Here is a 14429-nt window from a genome sequence, read left to right on the forward strand (position 1 = left end):
CATTATGGTTGACAAGCTATTTTTTAAATTAATTTAGTATAATTTTCTATCATTAATGTATAAAGTAAGAAAATAATACTCGAAGCTGTCAAAACAGTATTTTATTTGCTTATTAACTCACTTTTGAGAGACATTGATGTACACTTACTTCTATAATTATGTTCTTTTTCATTTTTATTTAAAAATGTAAATAATAAATACAAAATCTTTTTTGTTTTAAATTCATTTTGCTAAAATTATAATTAGTTTAAATAAGGAGGCGCAATATTGGCAAAAATATTATTTGTTAATCCAGGTTCTGCTGGACATGTAAACCCAACAATTGCAGTTGTTAAGGCATTAGTTGATCGTGGCGAAGAAGTTGTTTATTACGCTAGCGATATATATAAAGATAAATTGAAAGATACTAGCGCTGAAATTAGAACGCTACCTACAGAAGCGATTATGACAGCATTCACTGATCATGAAAATCATCATTTGTTCAATGTTATCAATGGCTTATTAAAAACTGTAGATATCATTGTGCCACAAGTTTTAAGAGAAACTGAAAATGAGCATTTTGATTATATGATTCATGATTCTATGTTTAGTTGTGGCTATATATTAGCGCAAAAATTGAATTTACCATCGATTTCATCTGTATCTTCATTTGCTCATACAAAGACATCTTTTGAAACATTTATTAATCATTTAACTTCTACTGTGAGCAAGCAAGAAATTCAACATGCTGATGAAACCTTTCATCATTTAAAAGCCCATGTTGAATCAACATATGATGTAACCATTCCTTCTCGTTTTGAAGTTATGAATAACCCGGGAAATATTAATATCACTTATGTAATGAAAGGTTTCCAAGTTGGTTATGACGCCTTTGATCCTGAATATTACAAGTTTGTTGGTCCTTCCATACTGAAACCTAAAGATTCTGGCTTTATGGACAACATTGATACCACACGACCAGTCGTCTATATTTCTCTTGGAACGGTATTTAATCAAAATATTGAATTTTTCAATCTCTGCTTTGAAGCATTTGCAAATATCGACGCTTCATTTGTTGTATCCATTGGTCATGATAATCAACTTGAAGATTTTAATGCGATACCATCTAATTTTACGGTTGCACATGTTGTGCCACAAACAGAATTATTGCAACATACGTCACTATTTTTAACACATGCGGGTATGAATAGTACGAATGAAGCGATGTTGATGGAAGTACCTATGTTAGCTTTTCCGCAAAGTGCAGATCAACCCGTTGTGGCTCGCCAAATCGAAAAACTACTTGTTGGTCGTCAGTTACAACTAGAAAATATAACGTCCCGAGAGTTAAAACAAATTGTCTTAGACATGCTAGATGATATACCGAACTATCAACGTAATATCAGAAAAGTTAAATCTATACAATCTAGTAATAAAACAGGTTATCAGTTAGCAGTCGATCACATTCTAAATTTTCGTGATCAATATGTAACACATTCAAATATATAAATAAAAAACACCTTGTAAAGATGGCCATATTAGGCTACATCAACAAGGTGTTTTTTCATTTCAACATTTTACTTTTTAAATTTATAAATCAGTTTTTATAGGTAAACGGCTTACCATAATGATTTTAATAAGTTTGTTTGATTACGATCTGGTCCTACAGAGAAGATTGAAATTTGAACGTCACACAATTCAGAGATACGTTCTAAATATCTACGTGCATTGTCTGGTAATTCATCTAATGAGCGACAACCTGTAACATCTTCTGTCCAACCAGGTAATGTTTCAAAGATTGGCTTACAACGTTGTAAGTCTTTTAAATTCGCTGGATATTCAGTAATTTCTTTACCGTCCAATTCATACGCCGTACAAATCTTCACTTCTTTAAGGCCTGTTAAGACATCTATAGAGTTGATTGATAAATCAGTAATACCACTCGCACGACGAGAGTGACGTAATACAACTGAATCGAACCAACCTACACGACGTGGACGTCCAGTAGTTGTACCGTACTCACGGCCAACTTCACGGATGTGGTGTCCATCATCATCAAATAGTTCTGTTGGGAATGGGCCATCACCGACACGTGATGTATAAGCTTTACATACGCCAATGACTTTAGATACGTATGTTGGACCAACACCACCACCGACAGTGACATTACCTGCAACTGGGTTACTTGACGTAACGAATGGGTATGTACCGTGGTCGATATCTAACATAACGCCTTGAGCACCTTCAAATAATACTTTTTCTTCTGCTACAAATGCATCGTCCAATACTTTTGCAGTATCCGTAACGAACTCTGCTAAACGTTGGCCTGCTGCGTAATAAGTTTCAAAGATTTCTTCAAATGAAGGACATGCTTTATCAAACATACCTTTGAAATATGCTGATTTGTATTCAATATTTTCTTTTAATAATTTTTCAAACGTTTCTTTATCTAATAAATCTGCAACACGAATACCAATACGTTGTGCTTTATCTACATAAGCTGGGCCGATACCTTTTTTCGTAGTACCGATTTTATTATCTCCACGACGTTCTTCTTCATATTCATCTTGTTTAATATGATAAGGTAAAATAACTTGCGCACGGTTTGAAATACGTAAATTATCTGTTGAAATACCTCTTTCATTTAAAGCGTCTAATTCTTTTAATAGTGCTACTGGATCGACAACGACACCGTTACCAATGACTGCTAATTTTTCTTTATAGAAAATACCAGATGGTACTAAGTGCAATTTATATGTTTCGCCACCAAATTTAATTGTGTGGCCTGCATTGTTACCGCCTGAAAAACGTGCAATAACATCTGCTTGTTCTGCTAAAAAGTCTGTGATTTTACCTTTACCTTCGTCTCCCCATTGTGTCCCAACAACTACGATTGATGACATATGAGCACCTCCAAGTTTTTCTCAATTAACCATTAAGTATTCTACCAATACCACACTAATAATGCAAACAAAAATCGAACATTGGTTTTTTACATTTTCTCGAATTTCATTAAATGTTTAAAAATGCAATTACACACCTTAAACATAGTGTCATCAAGGTTTTCAAAGCGATATCCATTTAATTACAACACATACTTCATTAAAAAAGAAAGAACCAAATGCAAACAAAAACCGTACAATAAATAAATAAATAAATTTATAAATCGTACGGAAAAAATAAATTTTATTCTTTTTTCTTAACCCATGTCTGCATGTGCATAATCGATATCAGTAAATTTATTATACTGCTTCATAAAGTGTAATTTAACAGTCCCTGTTGGACCATTACGTTGCTTCGCTATTATAATTTCAATCTCACCATTATCATCATTTGTTTGTGGTTCAAAGTTCGTATCTCCATCATCATCGTCTTCATCTTCGCCACGATTATAGTAATCATCACGATATAAGAATGCGACGATATCAGCATCTTGCTCGATTGATCCTGATTCACGAATATCACTCATCATTGGTCGTTTGTCTTGACGTTGCTCTACACCACGTGACAACTGACTTAGTGCAATGACTGGACATTCCATTTCTCTGGCAATCGCTTTTAATGTACGAGAAATCTCTGATACTTCTTGTTGTCGGTTATCTGAGAATCTTGAACCACTACCTGAGATTAATTGCAGATAATCAATCACTACCATGTCTAAACCGTGTTCTTGTTTTAAACGACGGCATTTTGAGCGAATATCTGTAATTCGAATACCTGGTGTATCATCAATAAATATCTTTGTTCTAGATAATTTACCTACTGCAATTGTAAAGCGATTCCAGTCTTCTTCTGTCATCATACCCGTTCTTAAACGGTTCGAATCTACGTTACCAGAACTACAAATCATACGTGTTGCTAATTGGTCTGCACCCATTTCTAGCGAGAATATACCGACTGAGAAATGGTCTTCATGTGTAGCAACTTTTTGTGCAATATTAAGTGCGAAGGCAGTCTTACCTACTGATGGTCTGGCAGCCAGAATGATTAGATCATTACGGTTAAAGCCCGCGGTCATCTGGTCTAAATCTCGATAACCAGTTGGGATACCAGGCGTTTGACCACTATTTTGATCAAGTAATTCTGCATTCTCATACACTTCTCCAAGCACATCTCTAATATCTTTAAATCCATCACTTTCACGTGTAGATGACAATTCTAATATTCGACGTTCTGCATCGTTCAATATTGTATCTAATTCTAATTCATCATTATAACCATCGTTAGCAATGCTATCGGCAGTTTGTATCAACTTACGTTTTGTCGCATGCTTAAATACGATATCTGTATAATATTGAATATTTCGAGTTGTCGGTACATTACTAGATAATTCTGCTAGATATTGTGGGCCACCCGCTTCATTCAGTCGTCCTTCATACGACAGTTGATCCATAATTGTAACCACGTCAATATCTTTATTATCTTCGTTGAGGTTCATCATGGCTCTAAAGATGTGTTGATGTGCGCCTCTATAAAAGGACTCAGGAAGTAAGACTTCCTGAGTTCTGTTTATCAATTCCGGATCTATGATAATGGCACCTAAGACAGATTGTTCAGCCTCATTACTGTGGGGCATTTGATTTTGTTCATACATTCCATCCATTATGATTACACCTCATATCTCAATCCGTTTTTATTGTTCAACTGTGTGTACACGAATTGTACCTTCTACTTCTTTATCTAATTTAACTGGTACATTTGTGTAACCCAATGCATGTATACCGTTTGGTAAATCCATTTTACGCTTGTCTATTTTAATATCATGTTGTTGTTGTAATGCTTGCGCGATTTGTTTTGTACTAACTGAACCGAATAATTTTCCAGCATCACCTGTTTTAGCAGATACTTCAACTTCAATATGACTTAATGTTTCTTTTAATTTTTTAGCATCTTCAATTTCTTGTTGGCGTTCCGCTTCTGCAGCTTCATTTTTCTTTTCAAGCTGTTTTAAATTACCTGGTGTAGCTTCTACTGCATAATTTTTCTTCAATAAGAAATTGTTTGCATAGCCTACAGGTACATCTTTAACTTCGCCTTTTTTACCTTTACCTTTAACATCTTGTGTGAATATTACTTTCATGAATTTTCACTCCTACTCATTTGTTCTGTTATAGCTTGTTGTAATTGTTCTATTGCTTCATCAACAGTGACATCTTTTAATTGTGTAGCTGCATTAGTTAAATGACCACCGCCACCAAGTGCTTCCATTGTCAATTGAACGTTAACTGCACCGAGTGATCGGGCAGACATACCGACTAGATTATCTTCTCTTCTAGCAACTACATACGAAGCTTCTACACCATCTAAACTTAACAGTTCATCAGCTGCTTGTGCAACTGTTACAGGATGATAGATTTTTTCGTTCGAACCATGTGCAATTGCGACACCGTTCTCTTGAAGTTTCACTGTTTGGATTAATTCAGTACGATTAATGTACGTATCTAAATCATCTTTCAAGAAATGCTGCGTTAATATTGTATCTGCACCATGTGCACGTAAATAACTTGCCGCATCAAATGTTCTTGAACCTGTACGTAATGTGAAATTACGTGTATCTACAATAATACCTGCAAACATAATTGTCGACTCTAAACGTGTTAATCGTTGTTCTGTTGGTTGGTATTCTAGCAATTCAGTCACTAGCTCTGCAGTTGAACTTGCATATGGTTCCATATAAACAAGTAATGGGCTAGAGATAAAGCTTTCACCACGTCTATGATGATCGATCACAACTTTACGATTTGCCTTGTTTAATATGTTTTCGTCGATAACCATTTCAGGTTTATGCGTATCTACAACTACTAAAGTTGTCTTAGACGTCATGACATCCCATGCTTCATCAGATGTGATAAAACGCTCTTTTAGTTCAGGCTTTTCATCGACTGCATTCATCACACGACGCAGCGTCGGATCAATATCTGAATCATTTAACACAATATAAGCATCTAAATTGTTCATCATAGCAAACCTTGAGACACCAATGGCTGCACCTATAGCATCTAAGTCTGGACGCGTATGTCCCATAATGATGACTTTGTCGCCTTCCATTAAAATATCTTTTAATGCATGAGAGATAACACGTGCTCTTACACGTGTACGTTTTTCCATGGGGTCAGTCTTACCGCCATAGAAACGCACATTTCCGTTCATATGCTTAATTGCAACTTGGTCACCACCACGGCCTAGTGCTAAATCAAGTCCAGATTGAGATAATTCACCTAAATCGATTAAGTTCTCTGAACCTTCACCTACACCAATACTTAATGTCAATTGCGCACGGTAACCCACACTTTTTTCGCGTAATTGACTCAGTATACTAAAATTAGATGCTTCAACTTCATTTAGAATGCGTTGGTTTAAATAAGCAACAAATTGATCTGAACTATAACGTTTGAAATAAATGTCATATTCTGTTGCCCATCTACTTATGACGCGCGTAACCATAGAGTTAATTTCTGAACGTTGTGTATCATTCATATTTTGCGTAATTTCATCATAGTTGTCTAAAAATAGTGTTGCAATAATTGGTTTAGATGCTTCATATAACTCTTGTGTATGTATTTCTTCAGTAATGTCGAAGAAATACAATACATGTTCTTTTTCTGAATATCTTACACGATAGTGATATTCATTTTCTTGAATTTCCACTTCTTGTGTTTTTTCTAACTGTTTTAATATATTAGGATATACTTCATTGACTGGATCAGAAATGACATTTCGATCTAGACGATCCGACATAAATTGGTTCATCCACTCTATGTTTTCATTTTCATCTAAGATAATCATCCCAATAGGTAACCTTTTAATAGCAGTATTACTGCTTGCTGAGATTTTTCCACTCAGATTATCTACATAGTTATCCAATTTTTGTAAAGCTTGTCTTACCATCAGTACTGTCCCTACGATTATGATGAGTAATACAACAGTAGCTATACCTGCAATCAATTGGTTAAAAATAAACCAAACGACGACAAGCGCTATCGCTGTAAGCACCATAATAATAAATGGTAAAATCAACGCTTTTTTAGTGGATTGACGATTCATTTTTCCACCTCAAATCATTTTTTAATGATACGTTTTAAATTGATACATAAATCTACAAATCCCAGGAGACTCACAATATGTGTTAATGGCATTAAAATTGTCCCTATTACCATTAATATCACAGTAAGTGCTGGCGGCATTGATTTCGCTTTTCCGAAAAAGTGAATCACACTTAACCCCTGAATGTACATACATAATGATAACACAATTTCAAAGTTTAAGACGATGGTTTGAAACGCACTTGGTTGCGTTGAAAACATAACACAAATTAATACAATAACATACATCCATAAGACAGAACGCTTCATTTGCCAAGTATATAATGGTTTAAATATGGGTGTAGCGATTTTGAATTTACGCAAGATTGGAAAAGTGATAATTAAATTGATTAATATAAGTAGAAATACACCAACAATCATATAACTTGGTAGTTGCACTGCTGATTGGCGGAAAGTCTCTTCAAACATTTGTTTATAATCCGCGTTGACTGAAGCGCTAGAAATTATGTTATACATCTGTTCTTTAATCGGTTTGATTAATGATGTAGCACTTGGTATTTTTTTAAATGCTTGTAACACCATAAATGCAATTAATGCAATGATACTAATAAACGTTGTTGTTATATAAAGTATACGTTCTTTTGATGTACGTTCTTTTAATAATTGACCCACTACAACACTCACTACGAACAAGAGGATCATGATACTTAACACGAATATATTACCTAATAACGTAGTTAGCACAACTGTAATGACTGCCGTTAAGCCAAAAGATTCTACAGATTTATGCCATAAAATAATACCTGGAATTGTTGCAAATAAACTCAACACGAGTCCAAGTAGCGGTAATATATGTAAAGCTAAAGCTACTATAATTAACGTGATTACACTAAGTATAGTGGCTTTAGTATGTATTTTAGAAAACAAATTCGCCACTCCTATACAATTTTTGTCTATGTTTATTATTTTAACCTCTTTAAAACTTTTATACAATTATTGACAATTCTTTTTGTCAGAAGTTCAATATCAGCGACAAAATCTGAAAATGAGCGCCTTTTTAAATTACATCTCCTCGTTAATACCAACTTCAAATTTCACATTTTACTCACCATAAAAATAAGACGTCATAGGAACACAGTTATTTCCACTTTCATTTAAGTATAAAATAACTATCCCAGACGTCTTATAATACAAAACGAACTAAAATGTAGCATATCGTCATTTTCTTTTGAACTTGGAAACTTTTAAAAAGTGATACAAATTGGGTGCCCAATCGTTAAAGTTCAGTAAGAAACCATCATGTCCTACATTATCTGGCACAAAGCAATGCTTATGATATTTAAATCGCGCACCTGTAGCATATACTAAATCGTCTGGATATAATAAATCATCCGTAAAGCCCATAGTCATAACTTTAGTATCTAGACGTCCAAACACTTCATCTACATCAGTACGATCTCTATCTATATCGTGGCTATCTAAGACGTCTAGCAGGGTTAAATAACTCAATGGATCAAAGTGCTTTTTGAACTTATTTCCCTGATGCTTCTGGTAGTTTACAACTTGGTCTGGTGTAAATCGTCTATCGTAACTTTTAGAAGAACGATACGTTAAGAAACCAAGTTGTCTTGCGATACTCATACCTTCACCATGATCTAATCGAATCGCCTGTCTCGCAATTTCATTAAATGCACGACTATATGAGGATGTCTTATCTGTTGCAGCTAAAATGACTGCTTTATCTACTTCAAATTTATGATTATACAATAATTCCAGCGCTTGCATACCTCCTAAAGACCCACCGATTAAAATACTAATTCGATCAAACCCTAATGTTTGAATACCTAATTCTATTGCATTGACAATATCACGCAATGTTAAATGCGTGGGGAAGTCAGCATCTGTAAGTGGCGAACTCGAGCCATATGGACTACCTATCACGTTGAATGTTAAAAATTGATAATCATGTATTGGCATGTACCCTCCATCTATAATCTCTCGCCACCAACCAGGATTGTCATCCGTCCCGTATGTCAAATGATTACCTGTCAACGCATGGCATACAAGTACAAGTGGCTGCCCTTCATATCCAACATGTTCATAACGTAATTTTAAATTTAAGATCGTTTCACCTGATTCAGTTGTAAATGGTCCCAATTCTAATGTATCAGCCGTATAATTTGTCATCATTTACCTCCTACTTAGTAAAAAAACTTCCTACCTATTTATAATAAGTAAGAAGTTACAATACTTATTATTCGAGCGAATCGTTGGTATTAGCACCGTGCTTCTAAAGTCGGTTGCTGAAGCTTCATTGGGCCAAGTCCCTCTGCTTCTCGAAATAAGATTTAATTTTAATTGTAAAAAGCTGTGTATAAATCAAACATCTATTTTAACAAGTATTCCTTTAAAATTATCAAAATTTTCTAATTATTGCTATTCTAACGGATAATGTGAACCACTTCAATAATATATTTAAAATATCCATCTTAAAACTGCCATTATTAAAATACCACTGACAATCGTAATCGTTAAACTCCGTGTAATAATGGCAATGATTATTGTTGGAAGCATCGTCACTAAAAACGGTAAATTAATACTATACACCATTGAACCTTCATGTTGTTCTAGGACGCCGTCTACAATCAATGCCGTAAATAATGTAATAGGAATGAAGGAAAGCCACTTTACAACTGTCTCAGATAGTTTAATTTTTGTAATTAATATAAACGGTATAATTCGTGTTAACCAAGTGACCACACCACATAAAACAATGATTAATAGCATATGTAAGGTCGTTGTCATTTATCGATCACCACCCCTAACCCCGCAGTAATTGTCGAAGCTAAGATAATTGCTACATATGAAGGCATAAAGAAACTTAAAATGAGCATTAATATGATCACACAAACAATTAATACTAAATATGTTTTAAATTGTGATTGCTTAATAGCATCAAATTGGGAAACAGCTAAGAATATAAACATTGCAGTAATAGCAAAATCTAACCCAAATGCATCTGGGTTTGTTATGTATTTACCAAAAACAGCACCAACAACACTTGCAAATGTCCAAAATAAATAAGCTGTGATATTTAATCCATGCAGCCATCGATCATTGATTTTTTCACCTTTTAGATGTGGTGTAATAGCGACACCAAATGTTTCATCTGTAATCAAAGAAGACATACCTATACGATTCCAAAACCCATATCCTTTATAACTTGGCGCTAAGGTCATACTTAATAAAAACATCCTAGAATTTACAATAAATGTCGTTAATACAATTGCAGAAATTGGAGTTCCAGCAATGACTAACGCACAAATAATGAATTGTGCCGCGCCAGCATAGACAAGTAAGCATAATAAAATGATTTCAATCAAATTGAAACCTGAAGCAACTGCAACAATACCAAATGAAAGACCAACACCAGCATAACCTAACAAAGTCGGTACACATTCTTTTACACCTTGCTTAAAAGTTAAATGTGTTGCCATCATGCCACCTCCCACACATTTTATAAAAATAATAGAACTAGTTTAATACAAACTGAAATATACATTCAATGTTTTTAGACTGACGTATGTGTAACCTAAGACTTACGTTTGTCTAAAAATACTGTTATTATAGTAATTTAAATTCCAGAATATTGTGTTATTATTTTAGACTTACCTCTCATTTTTTGAATAAAATAAGGCCTTCAATAAATGAGATAACCTACAAAACGAGATATTTAACACCTCCCCTACCCTTTCTTTACTTTAAAAGTATTTAAGGTATTTAGAAGATCAGAAGGATCATTGTTCATATAAAATGAGAGGTTGAGACATCCATTTGTCTCAACCTCTATTTGCATTTCATCATTTTGTAGCATCTATTTTGAAAGTTCAACACTTGAGCTAACTCAAATACCGCTGATGATATTCATTACAACTAATCTTATTTTTCTTTAACTGGGTGAATCACTGTTTTACCACCCATATATGGTACTAATGCATCTGGAATAGTAACTGAACCATCTTCATTTTGATAGTTTTCTACGATTGCAGCAAACGTACGTCCTACTGCTAAACCACTACCATTCAATGTGTGCACTAATTCTGGTTTTGCTGTTTTATCACGTTTAAAACGAATGTTAGAACGGCGTGCTTGGAAATCAGTAATATTTGAGCAAGAGCTAATTTCTTTGTACTCATTATAGCTTGGTAACCAAACTTCTAAGTCATAAGTCTTGCTTGAGCCAAAGCCTATGTCACCTGTACATAAAATAACTCTACGATATGGTAAGCCTAACTCTTCTAAAATTGCTTCTGCATGTTCTGTCATTTCTTCTAATGCTTGCCAAGAGTCTTCCGGTTTTTCAAAACGTACCATCTCTACTTTATCGAATTGATGTAAACGGATTAACCCTCTTGTATCTCTACCAGCTGAACCCGCTTCACTACGATAACACGCTGATTGCGCTGTGAATTTAGCAGGTAAGACATCCGGACCAATAATTTCATTACGATAATAATTCGTTAATGGTACTTCTGCCGTTGGTATTGTATATAATCCTTCTTTTTCAATTTTGAATAAATCTTCTTCAAATTTTGGTAATTGGCCAGTACCGTACATTGAATCAGCATTTACTAATTGTGGTACCATCATTTCTGTGTAACCATGTTGCGTCGTGTGTTTCGTGACCATATAGTTCATTAATGCTCTTTCTAACTGTGCGCCTTCGCCAGTTAAGAACACAAATCTTGCACCAGAAACTTTTGCACCGCGTTCAAAATTAGCCATTTGTAGTGACTCTACTAAATCCCAATGTGCTTTTTCATCAAAATCAAATTTTCTTGGTGTACCCCAACGTTTTAATTCTACATTCTCTTCATCAGAATCACCCTCAGGCACATCATCATGAATTGTATTTGGAATACGAGATAATAAGTCTTCTAGCTCTTTATCCACATTATTTAAATCATTATCTAACAGTTTGATGTCGTCACCTAATTTTCTCATTTCTGCGATAACATCATCTGCATTTTCTTTATTGCGTTTTTTTTCCGCAATTTCACCGCTCACTTTGTTACGTTCAGCTTTCATTTCCTCAGCTTTACGAATTAATTCACGGCGTTTGTCATCAAGCGATAATACATCATCTACTACTTTTGTATCCATACCACGTTTTGCAACTTTGTCTTTTAAAAACTCTGGGTCATTACGAAATAGTTTAATGTCTAACATGTCATTTTCCATCCTTTCAATTTCTTTTTTTTTAAGAATAGAACACAAAAAAGACCACATCCCTGTACAAGGGACGTGGTCTTTACGCGTTGCCACCCTATTTAACAGTCAAAAGAGACTGCGCTTTCACCAAAATAACGGTTAAACCCGATTGTTCTCATATAGTAGGTAGATTCACATTGACACTGATTACTTGTTCTCACTAACCACAAGCTCTCTGAAACCAGAAGTACAATACTACTTATCCTACGAACAATAGCTTTATTAACTTGATTTTAATATAGCAAATAACCTATCACTTTTCAAGGCCAAGGATATGCAATCGCTGAATGTTCATTAAAAATTCACCCAACCTTAATTAGCATAATCGTGATCTAATAAATACTGTGAAACAGCTTCTATGTCTTTATGAAATTGGCGGTCTTCAGTGATAGATGGTACCACTTTTCGTAAAGCTTGATATTTTTCATAGGTTTTAGGTGATAATTTTTCAATATCTTTATATTCTACTGCTTGAAGTGCGATGATTGTTTCTATTGCTAAAACACGTCGTGCATTTTCAATCATTTGGTAACCATGGCGTGAAGCAATCGTCCCCATAGAAACGTGGTCTTCTTGATTAGCTGATGATGGAATAGAATCTACACTAGCTGGGTGTGCGAGTGTCTTATTTTCCGAAACAAGACTTGCAGCTGCATATTGCATGATCATTGCACCACTCTGTAAACCCGGTTGAGGGCTTAAAAACGCCGGTAAACCATTGTTCAATTGTGGGTTTACTAATCTCTCTAAACGTCTTTCTGAAACATTGGCTAATTCACTTACGCCTAACTTTAAGAAGTCTAACGCGAATGCAATCGGTTGACCATGGAAATTACCTCCAGAAATAACTAATGTCTCATCATCTTCATCAAATATTAATGGATTATCGTTCGCCGCATTCATTTCAAATTCAAGCTTTTCTTTTACATAATTAAAAACTTGGAAGCTTGCGCCATGTATTTGTGGAATACAGCGTAATGTATAAGCATCTTGTACGCGAATTTCTCCCTGTGTCGTTGTTAATTTAGAACCTTCAAGCCAGTCTAACATGCGCGAAGCAACATCTATCTGTTCTGGAAAATTTCGGACGCGATGCACTTTTTCATGATATGCATCAGTAATACCATTTAATGCTTGATGTGTAAGTGCAGCAATCCACTCCGCTTGGTAACCAATATCTTCCGCTTCTATATAATTAATTACACCTTGTGCAGTCATAGCTTGCGTGCCATTAATTAAAGCAAGACCTTCTTTAGCCTGTAAGCTCAAAGGTTCACGATTTAATAAATTTAAGACATACCGACTGTCTACTTCTTCACCTTTATAATAGACGCTACCTTCTCCAATCAATGCCAAAGCTAAATGTGAAAGTGGTGCTAAATCACCTGAAGCACCAAGAGACCCCTGTTGTGGAATGACTGGAATAATTCTATTGTTAATAAAATATATGATTTGATTCACTAAATCGATTGTCACACCAGAATGACCTTTTAGCAATGTGTTTAGACGTAAAATCATCATCACTAACGCGACATCCTGTGAAAAAGGTTTTCCGATACCACATGCATGTGAACGAATTAAATTTACTTGTAATTGGTTATATTCTCCCTCATCAATACGCACATCACTGAATAAACCAAATCCAGTCGTTATACCATAAATTGTTTCTTTATCATCTATAATCTTTTCTACTGTTACCCTGCTCTGTTTTACATGTTCATATGCATCCTCTGTTACTTTTACATCATCACTTTGATATAAAAAATCTTTAATTGCATTAATTGTTAATTTTTCACCATTAAGCTGTAATGTCATTTCCCCATCTCCTTACTTCTGATGATTTTCAATTAATTAGAGTATACGCTTCCATATTTTTAAGAACAATAGGTTCGTCCATATCCGTAACATGGTATTAAATTAGTATTTTAATAAGATAAAGAAGCCAAATTTATTATTTCTAAAAATAAACAAATTCTTAATGCTTTTACCTATTGACTAAAATGCAAAGCAGGTATAATATTTTCTATTGTATTTAAAAAGCAGATTAATAAAAAAGCTACAGAGAAAACCTTTCGTAAAGCTTATAAATACACAATTCTTATCAAAAAGTACAAACTTACGAATCAACAAAATAAT

At 34.4% G+C, this 14429-nt stretch carries 11 protein-coding genes, 1 riboswitch and 1 other annotated feature; of the genes, 1 reads left to right on the forward strand and 10 read right to left on the reverse strand.

Going from position 1 to position 14429, the window contains the following annotated elements; all coding sequences use genetic code 11:
• The first annotated feature begins 267 nt into the window (after positions 1-267).
• On the forward strand, positions 268-1488 hold the full coding sequence (locus FYJ81_RS09195) for a macrolide family glycosyltransferase (protein WP_154409593.1): 1221 nt from the start codon (positions 268-270) through the stop codon (positions 1486-1488).
• Positions 1489-1598: 110 nt separating this feature from the next.
• Here FYJ81_RS09195 and FYJ81_RS09200 read toward each other — a convergent pair whose 3' ends face one another.
• The 10 genes from FYJ81_RS09200 to hutH form a co-directional block, all read right to left on the reverse strand.
• Positions 1599-2882 (reverse strand): adenylosuccinate synthase, encoded by a 1284-nt coding sequence (locus FYJ81_RS09200; RefSeq protein ID WP_064264657.1) that lies wholly within the window; start codon positions 2880-2882, stop codon positions 1599-1601.
• A 296-nt stretch (positions 2883-3178) separates the two neighbouring features.
• Positions 3179-4582 (reverse strand): replicative DNA helicase, encoded by a 1404-nt coding sequence (gene dnaB, locus FYJ81_RS09205; RefSeq protein WP_019468526.1) that lies wholly within the window; start codon positions 4580-4582, stop codon positions 3179-3181.
• 30 nt (positions 4583-4612) lie between these two features.
• Positions 4613-5059 (reverse strand): 50S ribosomal protein L9, encoded by a 447-nt coding sequence (gene rplI / locus FYJ81_RS09210; RefSeq protein WP_019468525.1) that lies wholly within the window; start codon positions 5057-5059, stop codon positions 4613-4615.
• Positions 5056-7023: a DHH family phosphoesterase gene (locus tag FYJ81_RS09215; RefSeq protein WP_107523309.1), complete on the reverse strand. Its 1968-nt coding sequence runs from the start codon at positions 7021-7023 to the stop codon at positions 5056-5058. The genes rplI and FYJ81_RS09215 overlap by 4 nt, the downstream gene beginning before the upstream one ends.
• 14 nt (positions 7024-7037) lie before the next feature.
• The gene (locus tag FYJ81_RS09220; protein WP_181187422.1) at positions 7038-7964 is read right to left on the reverse strand and encodes a DUF2232 domain-containing protein; all 927 of its coding nucleotides are present in this window, start codon (positions 7962-7964) and stop codon (positions 7038-7040) included.
• A gap of 276 nt (positions 7965-8240) precedes the next feature.
• Positions 8241-9209: a homoserine O-acetyltransferase MetX gene (gene metX / locus FYJ81_RS09225; protein WP_107523307.1), complete on the reverse strand. Its 969-nt coding sequence runs from the start codon at positions 9207-9209 to the stop codon at positions 8241-8243.
• Between the two features lie 61 nt (positions 9210-9270).
• A riboswitch (SAM riboswitch) is annotated at positions 9271-9370 on the reverse strand.
• 127 nt (positions 9371-9497) lie between these two features.
• Positions 9498-9827, reverse strand: a complete 330-nt coding sequence (locus FYJ81_RS09230) for an AzlD domain-containing protein (RefSeq protein WP_019468521.1) — start codon at positions 9825-9827, stop codon at positions 9498-9500.
• Complete coding sequence (locus tag FYJ81_RS09235) at positions 9824-10519, reverse strand: AzlC family ABC transporter permease (RefSeq protein WP_019468520.1); 696 nt, start codon at positions 10517-10519, stop codon at positions 9824-9826. The genes FYJ81_RS09230 and FYJ81_RS09235 overlap by 4 nt, the downstream gene beginning before the upstream one ends.
• Positions 10520-10961: 442 nt before the next feature.
• Positions 10962-12251 carry a serine--tRNA ligase gene (serS, locus tag FYJ81_RS09240; protein WP_019468519.1) on the reverse strand — a complete coding sequence of 430 codons (1290 nt, stop codon included), beginning with the start codon at positions 12249-12251 and terminating at the stop codon, positions 10962-10964.
• A 66-nt stretch (positions 12252-12317) separates the two neighbouring features.
• Positions 12318-12508, reverse strand: a binding site (T-box leader).
• A gap of 97 nt (positions 12509-12605) precedes the next feature.
• Positions 12606-14108, reverse strand: a complete 1503-nt coding sequence (gene hutH, locus FYJ81_RS09245; protein ID WP_154409594.1) for a histidine ammonia-lyase — start codon at positions 14106-14108, stop codon at positions 12606-12608.
• Positions 14109-14429: the final 321 nt, after the last annotated feature.

This window comes from Staphylococcus sp. McC-251-APC-3A2, from assembly GCF_009695665.1.
GTDB classification, from domain to species: Bacteria; Bacillota; Bacilli; order Staphylococcales; family Staphylococcaceae; genus Staphylococcus; species Staphylococcus cohnii.

Excerpts from the sequence above, each read along its gene's own strand:
- serS (WP_019468519.1), bottom strand. The coding sequence starts at position 12,251 with ATGTTAGACATTAAACTATTTCGTAATGACCCAGAGTTTTTAAAAGAC.
- dnaB (WP_019468526.1), bottom strand. The coding sequence starts at position 4,582 with ATGGATGGAATGTATGAACAAAATCAAATGCCCCACAGTAATGAGGCT.
- FYJ81_RS09200 (WP_064264657.1), bottom strand. The coding sequence starts at position 2,882 with ATGTCATCAATCGTAGTTGTTGGGACACAATGGGGAGACGAAGGTAAA.
- FYJ81_RS09215 (WP_107523309.1), bottom strand. The coding sequence starts at position 7,023 with ATGAATCGTCAATCCACTAAAAAAGCGTTGATTTTACCATTTATTATT.
- metX (WP_107523307.1), bottom strand. The coding sequence starts at position 9,209 with ATGACAAATTATACGGCTGATACATTAGAATTGGGACCATTTACAACT.
- hutH (WP_154409594.1), bottom strand. The coding sequence starts at position 14,108 with ATGACATTACAGCTTAATGGTGAAAAATTAACAATTAATGCAATTAAA.
- FYJ81_RS09235 (WP_019468520.1), bottom strand. The coding sequence starts at position 10,519 with ATGGCAACACATTTAACTTTTAAGCAAGGTGTAAAAGAATGTGTACCG.
- rplI (WP_019468525.1), bottom strand. The coding sequence starts at position 5,059 with ATGAAAGTAATATTCACACAAGATGTTAAAGGTAAAGGTAAAAAAGGC.
- FYJ81_RS09230 (WP_019468521.1), bottom strand. The coding sequence starts at position 9,827 with ATGACAACGACCTTACATATGCTATTAATCATTGTTTTATGTGGTGTG.